This is a genomic window from Polaribacter sp. Asnod1-A03 (genome assembly GCF_045063585.1).
Taxonomy (GTDB): Bacteria; Bacteroidota; Bacteroidia; order Flavobacteriales; family Flavobacteriaceae; genus Polaribacter.
Window position 1 is genome coordinate 100,962 of sequence record NZ_JBEFOE010000009.1, and the last position, 13,139, is coordinate 114,100.

Consider the following 13,139-nt stretch of genomic DNA (forward strand, 5'->3'; position numbering starts at 1 on the left):
CTTTGGCTTTGGTTAAGGCTTTATACTTAGCTTTTTTTTTAGTTCAGCAACAGATTTATAGCCTAGATCTTCAGCAGCTACTTCAAGATAGGAATCTAATACCATGGTATCTAGATCCTTTTTAAGTAATAGTTTTTTAAGTTGCTGAATCTCTTTTTGAAGTGCTTTAATTCTAGATATTTCGTCTTTTGTTTCCACTTTTACTCTGGTGTTCATTAAGTCTTTACGATTATACTTTTTAATCCACTCATTAATCGTTGTGGGTGCAATAGAGTAGAGCTTACAAAGTTCGCTTTTTGTGTGTTTACCTTTACTGAGTTCATCAAGAATTTTTAGTTTAAAAGGTTCTGAATACCGTCTAATTACTTTGTCATTTTTGTACATAATGTTTAAAATTATGTAGCCTTTATTCAGGACGGGTCAAAATGACGCACAACGTTGTTGTGTAAGGAAAGTTGCGTAGTTTAAGCAATAAAGTTAGTAAATAAAACAAGAAAAAATAAAATCCGAAAGGATTTTCCTAAACAAGAAATTAGCAGTAATTTTTTTTACACGTTGTTGGCTGTAGTTTTTTCAAATTGTTCTTATCTATACAAAATTATAAAGTCATAAATATTTGTTATATTTGTTGTAAATATTTAATAATCAATATCATGAACGAGGAAATAATAAAAAAACTTTCAGAATTTAGCTTTCCTTTTATTACAAAAGATACTAATTCAGATGATTTAAATAAAATAAACAACCAAATTAAAAGGATTGAAAAGTCAATTCCAGAATATAAACAACTTATGAATTCAATTTTAAATGAACATAAATTATATATGATATATTCTGAAACTTACCTAAAAAATAAAGTAATTTAATTAAAAGAAAAACCATTCGTTTTTAACTTCTGTAACTGATATATTAATACTTTCTTCTGAATGTATTATTTCATTTACTGTGTAGTTTTTTTCTTTAAATATTATTTTTTCATCTTTTCTAGGTAAAAATTTTAATTCAATTTTACCTATTAATTCATTTTTTGGGTTTATTAATTTCATAGTTTTTAATTTTTAATGTATCTATTTCGTTTTTTAATAAAGATAATTCAATGTTCATATCGTTCAGACGTTTTTGGAAATCCAAATCACGTTCATTTTTTTCGGAAGATAATTTATTCAGTTGTTTTATATATTCTATTGTATTATCTGGTGTTGCCTTTAACGTTAGTACCGTTGTTGAAATGGATGTTATTAAACCAATAAAACCACCTAATAAAATGTATAGTAAATTGTTCTTAATATCGTTTTCAAGCCTTCTACTCGTAAGTGTTTTAATTGTTCCGTCTAAATCTTTTCCAGCTTTTATGTTTTCAAGGTATTTTTCAATTCCACCATCTTGGATTGCAAAAATTCCTTTTTCGTCAAGTTCATATGAATTAGATTTAGAAAACACTTTTGGTCTAATTAGATTCAGAGCTTTAGCAAAATTAAATGCTCTATTTCTAATTTTTGGAGTTCCTTTTGTTATAGAACAATTATTAAATTCAGTTAATTCACTTAACAGTAAATCAATTTCATTTTCCAACTCTTTAGGTAGTTCTAAATTCATATTTTATGTATGAGTAAGCAATTACTGCCAACGGTTTTGGCTAGGCTTAGTGCGGGAAGAAAATCGCCAAGATTTTCGAACACGCAACTAAGCCGAAGCTTTTTGTTTGGTGTTTCTTTGGTTTCACAAAGCCAAATCAACAAGATTTGGCGACTTAGTAAATATACACAAAACTTTGAGAAAGCACTAAACCCGCATTAAGTTTAGCCGGTGTTACCAACAGTTTTTATTTTATTTTCAATATTCTGATTGTTATAATCCTTTATAATTTTTTTTAAAATTTTCGAATCTTTTTTAAATGTTTTTTCAAATTTCTCCCAATTTATCAATGTCAGATGTTTTGGCATTTCAACAATTCCGCTTATTGAGTCCCAAAACGCATCCCAATTATTTCCATAAAATTCAGGAAAGTAAAGTCTTTCGGCAAAAGTTTCGTGCAAATGCTTAATATTCACAATTTCCCCAAGATCAATAACTTTGAATTCAGGGTTTAGTAATTCGTTGAGTTCTTGGTTAACGTTTTCTAAAATCCGTTTTCGATACCATTCTACAGGTTCAAGTTGTTTTTTCAGAGCGTTAGAATTCCATAGTTTATATTCCGATTCTATCAGGCAATTATCAAGCTCACTTTCATAACCTATTGCAAGTCCAATTGATAGAAACGGTCTTTTGATTTCCTCTTCTTGTTCGAGATATAACTCTCTTAATTTCCGACTTGCCAAAACAATCTCAATATTACCAGACTTAATATTTTTGAGTAATTCAATTGTTCGATACTTTTCAAATTCCTTCCAATCAAAATGTTTTTTGATGATTGATTTTATGAAATTTTTGATTTCTCTACTTTTAAAATTAAAGGCTAATAAATCAATGTAATTTTCTTCTGAAATTACGTTTTCAAGTTCTTTATTTTCATAAACCCAACTTTCAAATAATTCCAATGAAATATCGTTATTTAGGAATTGATAAAACTTGATTCTATTTGGATTTATCTTGTTCATTCAAATTGTTGGTAACGGTCCTGTGTATGGTTAGTTGCGTGTTTAAGCAACTAATTTAGTAAACAAAAACGAACGCGAGAAAATTCCGAAGGAATTTTCCAAATAAGCAACGACCAAAGCAATTAATTATACACGGTGTTGTGTGTAGTTTTTATTCTTCAGAAAATTTAGCTAAATATTCTCTTAAATAATTTCCATATTCCTTGTCCTTTGGAATCACTTTTTTATATCCCTCTAACATCTTTTCGGTATTAGTGGTAAAAAGAGCTTTTCGCTCATCTAACAATTCTTTATGCTTTTCTGTCTTTTTGTCTAAATCTAATTCTGATTCTAATTGTTCTATTTTAACATTATTATGTCTTAATTCGTGAAGATAAATTGAAGGAAGTCCATTCAAATTCTCAAGAGTTATGATTATTAAATCATTTATTAATTTAATCAACTCTTCGTCTTTAATGTACAATTCCAGCATAGCTTGAGCTGTTCTTACTTCACTATAAGTAAATTGATAATGGTGGATTTTCGAGAGGATTTCTTGATTGTCATAATCGTCAACTAAAGAAGGTGAAGATTCGGTTAAAAGCCCTATCCAACTTTTTAATTTTTTATGAAAATTAATAAGAGCTAATCTTTCATCATTCTTATGATTAATTTGAAGATTAGTAAGTAAATCAAGTTTTGCTTTTAGCGTAGCATTCTTTTCTATAAACTGTTGTTTAACAGATTCAACTTTCAAGGTTAAGTCTTCAATGTCTTCACTTGTTGCAATATTTTTCCCTTTTTCTTGAAAATAAGATTTAAATAAAGCCAAATAAAGGCCAATTAGGATTAAAAATATTTCTAATATTATTTCTGTATTCATAAGTTTCTCAAATTACACACAACGTGTTTATATATGGTTTGTTGCGTGGTTTAAGTAACTAATTTAGTAAATAATTACTGATAAAGAAAATCCGAGAGGATTTTCGTAAGTAAGCAAAAAGCCAGCAATAAATTATATATGTTGTTGTAAGTAGGCTTTTTAAACTTTCTATATTATTTTCATTACTTCTCTAAATATTAAATACAAAGAAAGTATAAAAAATATTATTGCACCTCTTACAGAGTAATATTTGAAACTTGAATTATTTTCCTCGTTTACTTTGTCATTTTTTATGTCAATATAAATAATTGCTATTGCAGTAAGCAAAAATATTACTCCAATTATTACATATTCAATATCAAATTTTTCTTTCAAATTGATAACTTTTTTTATTCAAAACCACGAGTTGGAAATGGGTTTAATTCTTTTTCCAAATTTTCTGAAATAGTTTTTAATTCTATATTATTTAATTCGCATTCTACATAATATTCTTTTTTGTCATCGGCATTTTTCGGTCTAGATTCTAGGTCAAAAATTATTTTTACTAGTTTTAAACTTTCATTAAATTTTGTTAATTCAAATTCGATATTTGGTTCAATGAAGGTTAGTCTTTTTGATTCAGGTCTTATATTATTTGATAGTTTCTCAAACCATTTAATTATTTCTTTAACTTCTTCCGTTAATAATGCTGGGTCAATGGTTTTCCATTTTCCACATTTACTGTTAATATTTAAGTAAATTAATAACCAATTCGAGTCGTATTCACAAGTTGTATTTTCGGGAAATTCATAATTAGTAATTTTGAACTCTACAGTTTGATTATCTATTCCTTTAAATATCATTTTTCCATTCCTGATTTCGTTTCACAGCTTACTTACAACGTGTTTGTGTATGCTTTGTTGCGTTGGTTTAGCGTAAATTTAGCAAATAAATACTGAATAGAAAATCCGCGAGGATTTTCGTAAGTTGGCTAAAAGAAAGCAATAAAATATACACGGTGTTGTAAAACGTTTTTTAAATTCCGATTATATCTTTTCTTGCTTTTTTTCTCCATTTCTTTCCATATTTTTTGTCCATTAATTCCGCTATTTTCTGATTGTAAAGTTCAATACATTCATAATTTGAAATTTCACAACCAAAATCATAATATTCAATTTTGTGTTTTTTCTCAAACTTATTGTCAGATTTAGTGTTTCCTATTGGTGCAATTGAACCAATTAATAGAAATTGTGGTTTTCCTTTTTTCCAATCATTTTCAGCCTTTTCTGAACTATAAAAACATTCTACTTTTAATTCAAAAGTTTTATAAGTTATACTTTCATTCGTTTTAACTTTAAATATTTGATTTTCATAACCAATCGCAGAAATTATGATATTATATTCTTTATTCGGTTCTAAATATTCAATAATAAATTCGCCAGATTCGTTAGGTTTACTTTTCGGATGTTCTTTTATATTCGGTTTTATTGAATATCCATACCAAAGAGTTTCCTTTGATAATTCAGAAATTACTTTTCCTCTTATTTCAACTTGTCCATAACTCATTCCACAAACTAATATTAAAATCAATTTGATGAAGTATTTTTTTATGTTCAAGATTTTCTTCATAATGTTTTACAACGTTGTTGTGTTATGGAAAGTTGCGTTTAAAGTGAACGGCTATTTTCCGCAGGAAAATAGAAGTTTACAAAAAAGCAACAAACTTTGGTTAAGCTAAAAATAAGCAATTTTTTATACACGGTGTTGTAAGCCGTTTTTTTATTTTATAAATGTCAATCCAGTTTCCGCTTTTATATGTAAATCCCCTTGTTCAGAATATTGTATTTCAATAATTCTATGTGAAGTTGACTTGTTTAATTCATTTATATAATTCGTAACTTTAATTATATCTATTTCCTCAAGATTATTATCTATAAAATTTTCCAATTCTATCCTTTTGTTTTCTGGTCTTTACTATAAGATGCATTTTTATTCTTTCTCTTTCAGTCATAATTTAATTGAATGTTTTTCTAATTATTTCACTTAATTTTTCAAGTAATTTTTCGTTTTCTTCCAATTTAGAATCTCTGACGAAACTAAAGTTATTTGATTTTACTGTAACTGTAGTTTCCTTATCATAACTAAAGTAAATGGAATTTAATTTTCCGTTTATTTTTAAAACATTTTTCAAAATATCTTTAAAAATTCTGTGTTCTTTTTCAGGAAAATATATCTGAAGTTCCAAAATATTCATTCTTAATTGGTCAATTGGAGTAAAGATGATTTTATCCATTTCTTTAGTATTAATCTTATATTCAAAAATAGGAATTACTGATAAATCGTTCCACATTCGTTCTGTTTTTGCATAGGAAGTGAAAAATTTATTTATAGCATTCAACCTGTGTTGTTGAAATAAATTGTGATTAATTTCTCTCTTGTTAGAAATATTGTCAAAAACTCTTTTTATGAAATATCCTACTCCTAAAAGTAAAAGAGTGAATTGACTCCAATAAGTTGTTAATAATTCTTGTATTTCCATTTTTCCTAAATTGCTTACAACGGTTTTGTGTATGGTTAGTTGCGTGTGTAAGCAACTAATTTAGCAAATAAATCACAGATAGAATATTCCGATGGAATGTTCGTAAGTCGGCAGTGAACCAAGCAATTAATTATACACGGTGTTGTAAAACGTTTTTATTCCTTTCTTACAACCTCACTTTTCACAGGTTCTCCTCTTTCTATGAATACATCATCCGCATAATAATTTAAAAATTGCATTGGAAGACCAATTCCTTCTAGATATCCAGATTTATTTTGTAAATGATAATGTAAATGTGGACCACCAGAGTTTCCGCTATTTCCGGCTTTGCCGACTTCTTGTCCTTTAACAACTATATCTCCAACGGAAACCATTATTGTACCTTTTTTAAAATGCGCCATAAGAGAATATTCTCCATTTAAATGGTCTATAATAATATAGTTACCTGCTTTTGTGTTTTCATCAATATCACTATTAACACTTCCAGGTATTGTATTATCATTAATATCATTTTCTAGAGCTATTATTTTTCCATAACCAGGTGCATTTAATCGTTTACCAAAGCAGTAATAATCTTCATTACTGGTTCCATCTCCAATAAAAGAGATACCATTTAATTTTTGAACACAATCTATAGCATATCTCTGATTACGATTTGAAAAATGATTGTTCTGAAAGCCTGTCCTTCCACCTTGATTTACATGCCATTCAGCATCATCTTCAAATGGTAATTCTAATACTGTTATTGTTTGATAATTTAGAAAAATATCTTCGTCTAATTCTCCTACATTACCAATTAACTCATCAGCACAAGAAGTTGCTATAAAAATAAAAGAAGATAAAAATACATGTTTTATTAATTTTGTAAGTTTCATAATTAAGTTAAAATTTATAGATTATTCCAAGGTTTATTTGATGTTGCAATTCTCTATAAGCGCTAGGAATTTGAAGTCTATTGTACATAAAGTCGTAGGTTATTTTTAAGTCAAAATATTTTGAAAGTACATAACCATACTTAAAGTTCCACTTCACACTTTGATAACGATTAAAGGATGCAACATTTCCACCATTATTTGTTATTCTAAGTAACACGAACGGAATTGTCAATTTTGAAGAGAGATACTGTTTTTCATTTAATTGATAACCAAAACGACTGGCAATACCAAATTCTTGATGTAAAGCTAGGTAATCAGTTCTATTATATAGAAAAGAAACATTTGTATAAGATTGTAATCCCAAATGGATAGAAAGCGAGTTTTTATTATGAATTTGTTTTAAATACGAGAAACTTAAATCTGCTTTAAGATACTCAGCATTTAAGCTTGGAATTCTTTCACTTTTCAACGCTGTTCTGTCAAAAAAGTCTAATTCTATTTCAAAAATGTTTTGTTTTTTACTCGTTCGTTCATAGTTTAATTTATAAATTATGTCTTTATAATCATAGCGTGATATTGGGGCAAATTCTAAATTTTTTAATGAACCTGAATTGTAACCTATAGAAAATTCAAGTTGATTCTTTTTTTTTGTTGTTTGCGAATATCCAATCGTAAAAAATACTACCAAAATGAATGTGGTTAAAGTTTTTTTTATTTTCATTTATAATTTCTAAAATTTTAGCCCTAATTGTAAGTCGAAAGGAAATCCTATCGTGAGGTTTCCAGTAAAATTGTTTTTAAATCCATATTCCGTACCTGTCGATATATAGAACTTTGAAGGCTGTTCAATATTTAAGTCTGGAAAATTTGTATATATAACTTTTCTTGATTGTACACCTAAAAATGTAGACCATTTATTTGAGATGTTGTGTTTTATCAAAATCGGAACTTCTAAAGTAACGAAATCAAGATTTTTTCTAACTGAAAGACCATTTTGAAGAGTTAAATTGTTTAATAGAGAGATGTTATTAAAAACACCAACTTTGAACAGATTATCTTTAATTTCAAATTGCGATTCTTCTTGAGATGAAGCAATGGTTGTATATAAACATAGAAATATTATTAAGTTTTTCATAGTATTATTTATTTGACGGGTCAAAATGTTTTACAACAAGGGATATCATACTAAAAGGAATAAGTAGTAATCGAATTAAATTCATATACAGTAGTCCAAATTTGGTTATAAATTATTTTAATTATGGCTCGAAACTAAATGAAGTAAACATATTAAAAGTCTCAATACCTTAAAACAATACAAATCCGTACTTATTTATGCGCTTTACGGTATGCATTTGGTGTCATTCCTGTTGCTTTCTTAAATGCATTGTAAAATGTTGTCTTTGAAGTAAACCCCGATTCTAACCCTATTGCTAAAAGACTGTAATTTTTAAATTCAGAATCTAAAATCATTTCCTTAACTGCTTCTACACGATAGTAATTTATATAATTTGCGAAATTTTTTCCTGTAATTGTATTTACTAATTTAGAAACATAACCTGAACTTATTCCTAATTTTTCAGCAACTTTTTCCCTATTTAATGTACTGTCTCTATAAATTTGATGATTTTTACAAAGTGCTTCAAGTTTTATGTAATAAAGATTCTCTGTTGTAGGTGGTTCTAAATTATTTGAATAATTCACTTTTTTAAGATTAGTATCTATAGATAGGTCATTATCGCTGAATGAAATCTTGTGAGTTAATAATTTATTGATACCTTCTTTATCTTTCGCTAATCTATATTTAAATAGACCAAAATATGCTGTCCAATGGATTACGAATGTTCCAAATAAGGCAAGAAGTTTCATAAAAGATGAAACGTCATATTCAAAAAATAAACCAAGAATAATTGCTAATACCCAAGAAAGCAATAATACAGAAACCAACGTCCATAAAATTGTAATCCATTTTTTTTCTTGCGTGTTGTTCGAAAATTTAATGAAACTATATGTATAGATTAAGATACCAATTATAAATGGTGGAACTATAAAAATTCCTATAAGTTTTAAAATTCCTATTACTCTATCAACTGAATTTGGAATATCATAAAAATCAGCAATAGTATCAAGGTCACTAAAAATATTGATGAAGGCATAATATATAAAAGGGACAAATAACCATCGAGTTTTTTTTGAATGTCGTATAGGATGATTTACTTGGTGCACAGTAAATAGAAAAATAAAAACTGGAAAAATAAAACCCCATTCTATATTATCAATAAAACGTAGCACGGGTATAGTGTTATATATTTCTACTATTTCGAATACAAGATTTAATAAAAGAAGCGATAGTGTAAATATGGCGTAGGCCAAATATTTATTTGCATTGCTTTTAAATAAGGGCGATTTTAAAATAATTATTCCTAGTACTATTCCTTGAAAAATCGCAATATTGAGAAGTGTTATATAAATCAATTTCTAATTGTTTAAAAATATTGTCTTTTATCTTAAATGAATCAAGTCAGCTGATAAAGTGGAAATAAATATACTTCTTGTAGAATATAAATTATGAAAATATATCTTAAATGTTTGTTATAAATGTTTTACAACGTTGTTGTATAAGCTTTGTTGCGTTGTTTAAGCAGTGAATTTACTAAATAAAACACGAACGGCGAAATTCCGAAGGAATTTCCCAAGTGAGCTATAACTAGCAATAAAGTTTATACGGTGTTGGCATTAGTTTTTTTACTTTCAATTTCATTTTTCCAATTTTCAAAGTTAATTTTATTCATTCCTTTATTTAAAATCAGATTAGAATTCTTTTTCAGTTTCGTAACTATTGACTTATGATTTGGTTTTTCATTGGTAAAGTCCCATTCAGTTTTTAATCTGCCATATTCCCAAAAATTATATTCATCTTTTATTGGATTTTGTAATTTATTAAGATCGTAATTATTCATGTGTTTTCCATTTATTCTTGGGTCAAAGAGAATAATTCCATAAACACAAGGAAATCCTTTTTCATTTCTCCAATTATAACCAACAATTACTGTAAATCCATTAATTTTTCCAATTAAATAATCTTTTTTGTGTTTAAAACCAATTTTCATTAATTCCGTAAAAGGATATTTTTTTAATTCATTTACTCTCTTTTTTGGCCCAAAATAAACATCATAAATATAATAAAGTGTTCCTAAAAATATAGAAACTCCAAATATTAAGTAAGTAATATTTATAATTCCATTTATATTGAATTTTCCTGATATTATAAATGAAAAAAGAAACACCAATAACATTGATGAAAATGAAATTATTGCTTTTCTGTAATATTCAAATATTTTCATTTTTTAATTAATGCCAACGTGTTTGTACAAGGTTAGTTGCGTGGTTTAAGCACTAAATTTACTAAATAATTACCGGCCAAGAAAATCCGCGAGGATTTTCGTAATTAAGCAAAAACAAGCAATTAATTTTGTACGGTGTTGTGCATAGTAATTTTTAATTCCAACTGTATTTTTCAACATATTTTTTGTTCATTCCTTTTTCGATTAAATTTCCTTTATTGTCATAAGTTTTAATAATAGTTTTTCTTTTTTTGTTATTATAAACTTCATATTCAATCAATTCTTCTTTCAAATCAAAATAGTTTATTCGACTAATATTTAAAGTGAAATTTTCGTAAAAAGTTTGAGTTACAAGTGTCCCATTTTCTCTATATTCTTTTATTTCAATTGGCTTTCCTTCTTTAAAATTTCCAACTATTCTTTTTTTTCCATTTTCATAAAAATCAGTTTCTAAACCTTCGCAAGTTTTTTCACAGTTTAGATATTTCCAACGTTTTGAATGTAGTTCGTTTCCAAAAGAAAAGAGAATTTTCGGTATTATAATTGTGTCTATTGAATTTTCCTTAATTCTATTTGAGTAAAAACCTTGAGAAATTAAATTCCCTCGTTTGATAAAATAGGTAAGAGAAATACTATTTTCTAATCCTGGAATGGTGTCAATTTCAAATTCAGCTTCTACAAATTTATTCGTGCATTTATCTAAAAACTTAAAGTCAAACATTCCTTTTTCGTTTTTCTGACTGAAACACGAAAAGCTAATTAAAAGCAAAAATATTATGTTTTGTAAGACTTTCATTTTATTATGCACAACCTTGTTGTATAAGCTTTGTTGCGTTGTTTAAGCAGTTAATTTAGTAAATAAAACACGAACGGAGAAATTCCGGAGGAATTTCCCAAGTGAGCCAAAACCAGCAATAAAGTTTATACGGTGTTGTGTGCAGTTTTTTTATTATTCAGATTTTTTATTTTCAATATTCTATTTATTAAAATTCCTAAATATGAACTTAAAATAATTATTAACGATAATATTATTTGCCAATAATCAGATTCGAAATGCTCAAATAATATATCAAATTCAGAAATTTGTGTAACACTTAATGTTATTACTAAAATTAAAAAAAATAATAAAGATTTTAAGTTCCAACTTTTTGATTTTGGTTTGTAACCAATAATAATTTCTTTTGTATAAATAATTAAAACTCCAAAAGTTAATATACTTGGAATAAGTGAATTCCAAATATTATTTTTTCCTGCGATAATATTCCCAAATGATAAATTCAAAAAACTTACCCAACTAAAGACGTAAATCGTAAATAATACAAGTAAGACCCAAATTAGTTTCAATATTATTTCCAGACTTTTGATTTTCATATTTAAACTATTATTTTTTTAGTCTAAATTGATTCATTCCGATTTCAAATACTAATTTATTATTAAGCTCAATTTGTTTTCCTTTTTTGTCGTAAAATTCCGCAAATATTTTGTTTTTATTAATTATTTCTAAAACAACTCCTTTTTGTCCTGATTTTAATCTTTCATTAAGGCTTTTAGTCAGTTCAATTTTTTTATAGAGAAATTTTTTCTCCAATATTTTAATTGGCTCAATTTCCTTTTTAGTTCCAGTAAATAATTCGCCCATTTTATTAAAACCTTTTCCTAAAAATCTAAAAAACTTATAAATAATTCCTTCGAGAATTATTTCGGTAAAAATTTCAAAAATTATCATTTCAATTCAGTTTTTTGAGTCAATTCTGTAATTGCACACAACGTTGTTGTATATGGTTTGTTGCGTGGTTTAGCACGTAATTTAGCAAATAAAAACCGAATAGAAAATCCGCGAGGGTTTTCGTAAGTAGGCTAGAACTAGCAATAAATTATATACGGTGTTAGCCGTAGATTTTTTAAAATTCATATCCAAAATATAAATTTCCTCTTGGACTTCCACTTTTAAAATTCGGAATATAAGTTTCGTAATGTTTTTTGTGGTCAGGATGAAAATGGTCACTTCCAAAACTTGTTTCAACATATTTGATATCTAAATCAGGAACATTTACATATTTATGGTCTTCTCCAGTAAATTTTTCCAATAATATATCTCTAATGGCACTTGGTCTCATTATAGAATCTTTATTTGTGTTAGTTGGCATTAAATAATCTAAATAAACCATATGAGTACTATGCTTATCATCAAAGTGTATAGACCTAGGTCGAAGTAAATGATTCTCATAATAATTTTGAACTTTACCTTTATTAATATCTATTCTCTCTAGTAGACTGATTATAGTTTCAATACCTTTTAAATTAGGATAAATATTAGCATCCCTTGAGCTTAAGTAGAAAAAATAATCTTTATAACCTGCTGACCAAAACGATGGTGAATACTCATTGTAAATTTTCCATTTATATTCTTTTGAGCTTTTTGGGAAAAATGTATGTATAAGCCCAAATGTATTGGGATTCAGTAATCTTTTTTCAATTTCTACTCCATCCCAGATTTTAGTAATTATATTCTGATTATTTTCTATTTCTTCTAATCGATTAACCACTGATGAGGATGGATAAGTAGAACATACTAAAATGTAACCTTCAGCTTTAATTGCTTGACAGTCTGCAACTGGATTTCCTAATTCGCTAATTCCAACTGACCTTCCATTTTTTCCTGCATTGGCAAAATGTTTACAACTTACAAGCCATTTTCTTTCACTGTTAGATAAGTTTCCTGTCAATTTCTCGATTATTATTAAATCTCTGCCTCCATCTGGCCCAATTCCAGTCCAATATGTTTCGTAATTTTCTCTTATAAAAATTTCTCTAGTTAGTTGTTCAAATTTAATTCCGTCTTCGGGTAATTCTCTATAGTCAATCATTTTCAGGGTTGAGTGTAATTTACGGCTAACGTTGTTGTATAAGATTAGTTGCGTGTTTTAGGCACTAAAGTTAGCAAAT

The 13,139-nt window shown here is 27.1% G+C and carries 17 protein-coding genes; all 17 read right to left on the reverse strand.

Annotation, left to right across the window (positions count from 1 at the left end):
- Positions 1-12 precede the first annotated feature (12 nt).
- Positions 13-384 (reverse strand): transposase, encoded by a 372-nt coding sequence (locus ACJJVY_RS00810; protein ID WP_116822553.1) that lies wholly within the window; start codon positions 382-384, stop codon positions 13-15.
- Between the two features lie 482 nt (positions 385-866).
- A complete protein-coding gene (locus ACJJVY_RS00815; RefSeq protein ID WP_405604156.1) occupies positions 867-1,046 on the reverse strand; it encodes a hypothetical protein in 180 nt (59 codons plus the stop codon).
- The gene (locus ACJJVY_RS00820; RefSeq protein ID WP_405604158.1) at positions 1,021-1,596 is read right to left on the reverse strand and encodes a hypothetical protein; all 576 of its coding nucleotides are present in this window, start codon (positions 1,594-1,596) and stop codon (positions 1,021-1,023) included. Before ACJJVY_RS00820 ends, ACJJVY_RS00815 begins: the two co-directional genes overlap by 26 nt.
- 203 nt (positions 1,597-1,799) lie before the next feature.
- A complete protein-coding gene (locus tag ACJJVY_RS00825) occupies positions 1,800-2,597 on the reverse strand; it encodes a barstar family protein (RefSeq protein WP_405604160.1) in 798 nt (265 codons plus the stop codon).
- A 151-nt stretch (positions 2,598-2,748) separates the two neighbouring features.
- Complete coding sequence (locus ACJJVY_RS00830; RefSeq protein WP_405604162.1) at positions 2,749-3,459, reverse strand: hypothetical protein; 711 nt, start codon at positions 3,457-3,459, stop codon at positions 2,749-2,751.
- 389 nt (positions 3,460-3,848) lie between these two features.
- A complete protein-coding gene (locus tag ACJJVY_RS00835) occupies positions 3,849-4,301 on the reverse strand; it encodes a hypothetical protein (RefSeq protein WP_405604164.1) in 453 nt (150 codons plus the stop codon).
- A 172-nt stretch (positions 4,302-4,473) separates the two neighbouring features.
- Positions 4,474-5,028 carry a hypothetical protein gene (locus ACJJVY_RS00840; RefSeq protein ID WP_405604166.1) on the reverse strand — a complete coding sequence of 185 codons (555 nt, stop codon included), beginning with the start codon at positions 5,026-5,028 and terminating at the stop codon, positions 4,474-4,476.
- 424 nt (positions 5,029-5,452) lie between these two features.
- Positions 5,453-5,977, reverse strand: a complete 525-nt coding sequence (locus ACJJVY_RS00845) for a hypothetical protein (RefSeq protein WP_405604168.1) — start codon at positions 5,975-5,977, stop codon at positions 5,453-5,455.
- A gap of 155 nt (positions 5,978-6,132) precedes the next feature.
- Positions 6,133-6,852 carry a M23 family metallopeptidase gene (locus ACJJVY_RS00850; protein WP_405604170.1) on the reverse strand — a complete coding sequence of 240 codons (720 nt, stop codon included), beginning with the start codon at positions 6,850-6,852 and terminating at the stop codon, positions 6,133-6,135.
- Between the two features lie 7 nt (positions 6,853-6,859).
- Entirely contained in the window at positions 6,860-7,573 is a 714-nt protein-coding gene (locus ACJJVY_RS00855) for a hypothetical protein (protein ID WP_405604172.1), read from the reverse strand.
- A gap of 9 nt (positions 7,574-7,582) precedes the next feature.
- Positions 7,583-7,987 (reverse strand): hypothetical protein, encoded by a 405-nt coding sequence (locus ACJJVY_RS00860; RefSeq protein WP_405604174.1) that lies wholly within the window; start codon positions 7,985-7,987, stop codon positions 7,583-7,585.
- Between the two features lie 191 nt (positions 7,988-8,178).
- Positions 8,179-9,324 (reverse strand): helix-turn-helix domain-containing protein, encoded by a 1,146-nt coding sequence (locus ACJJVY_RS00865; protein WP_405604176.1) that lies wholly within the window; start codon positions 9,322-9,324, stop codon positions 8,179-8,181.
- Between the two features lie 245 nt (positions 9,325-9,569).
- On the reverse strand, positions 9,570-10,193 hold the full coding sequence (locus tag ACJJVY_RS00870; RefSeq protein ID WP_405604178.1) for a hypothetical protein: 624 nt from the start codon (positions 10,191-10,193) through the stop codon (positions 9,570-9,572).
- Between the two features lie 154 nt (positions 10,194-10,347).
- On the reverse strand, positions 10,348-10,962 hold the full coding sequence (locus tag ACJJVY_RS00875) for a hypothetical protein (protein ID WP_405604180.1): 615 nt from the start codon (positions 10,960-10,962) through the stop codon (positions 10,348-10,350).
- A gap of 152 nt (positions 10,963-11,114) precedes the next feature.
- The gene (locus ACJJVY_RS00880) at positions 11,115-11,564 is read right to left on the reverse strand and encodes a hypothetical protein (RefSeq protein ID WP_405604182.1); all 450 of its coding nucleotides are present in this window, start codon (positions 11,562-11,564) and stop codon (positions 11,115-11,117) included.
- 10 nt (positions 11,565-11,574) lie between these two features.
- Entirely contained in the window at positions 11,575-11,919 is a 345-nt protein-coding gene (locus ACJJVY_RS00885) for a hypothetical protein (RefSeq protein ID WP_242179138.1), read from the reverse strand.
- 175 nt (positions 11,920-12,094) lie between these two features.
- Entirely contained in the window at positions 12,095-13,060 is a 966-nt protein-coding gene (locus ACJJVY_RS00890; protein ID WP_405604184.1) for a restriction endonuclease, read from the reverse strand.
- Positions 13,061-13,139 lie beyond the last annotated feature (79 nt).

Excerpts from the sequence above, each read along its gene's own strand:
- ACJJVY_RS00890 (WP_405604184.1), bottom strand. The coding sequence starts at position 13,060 with ATGATTGACTATAGAGAATTACCCGAAGACGGAATTAAATTTGAACAA.
- ACJJVY_RS00860 (WP_405604174.1), bottom strand. The coding sequence starts at position 7,987 with ATGAAAAACTTAATAATATTTCTATGTTTATATACAACCATTGCTTCA.
- ACJJVY_RS00835 (WP_405604164.1), bottom strand. The coding sequence starts at position 4,301 with ATGATATTTAAAGGAATAGATAATCAAACTGTAGAGTTCAAAATTACT.
- ACJJVY_RS00825 (WP_405604160.1), bottom strand. The coding sequence starts at position 2,597 with ATGAACAAGATAAATCCAAATAGAATCAAGTTTTATCAATTCCTAAAT.
- ACJJVY_RS00850 (WP_405604170.1), bottom strand. The coding sequence starts at position 6,852 with ATGAAACTTACAAAATTAATAAAACATGTATTTTTATCTTCTTTTATT.
- ACJJVY_RS00855 (WP_405604172.1), bottom strand. The coding sequence starts at position 7,573 with ATGAAAATAAAAAAAACTTTAACCACATTCATTTTGGTAGTATTTTTT.
- ACJJVY_RS00820 (WP_405604158.1), bottom strand. The coding sequence starts at position 1,596 with ATGAATTTAGAACTACCTAAAGAGTTGGAAAATGAAATTGATTTACTG.
- ACJJVY_RS00885 (WP_242179138.1), bottom strand. The coding sequence starts at position 11,919 with ATGATAATTTTTGAAATTTTTACCGAAATAATTCTCGAAGGAATTATT.
- ACJJVY_RS00845 (WP_405604168.1), bottom strand. The coding sequence starts at position 5,977 with ATGGAAATACAAGAATTATTAACAACTTATTGGAGTCAATTCACTCTT.
- ACJJVY_RS00815 (WP_405604156.1), bottom strand. The coding sequence starts at position 1,046 with ATGAAATTAATAAACCCAAAAAATGAATTAATAGGTAAAATTGAATTA.
- ACJJVY_RS00870 (WP_405604178.1), bottom strand. The coding sequence starts at position 10,193 with ATGAAAATATTTGAATATTACAGAAAAGCAATAATTTCATTTTCATCA.
- ACJJVY_RS00830 (WP_405604162.1), bottom strand. The coding sequence starts at position 3,459 with ATGAATACAGAAATAATATTAGAAATATTTTTAATCCTAATTGGCCTT.
- ACJJVY_RS00810 (WP_116822553.1), bottom strand. The coding sequence starts at position 384 with ATGTACAAAAATGACAAAGTAATTAGACGGTATTCAGAACCTTTTAAA.
- ACJJVY_RS00880 (WP_405604182.1), bottom strand. The coding sequence starts at position 11,564 with ATGAAAATCAAAAGTCTGGAAATAATATTGAAACTAATTTGGGTCTTA.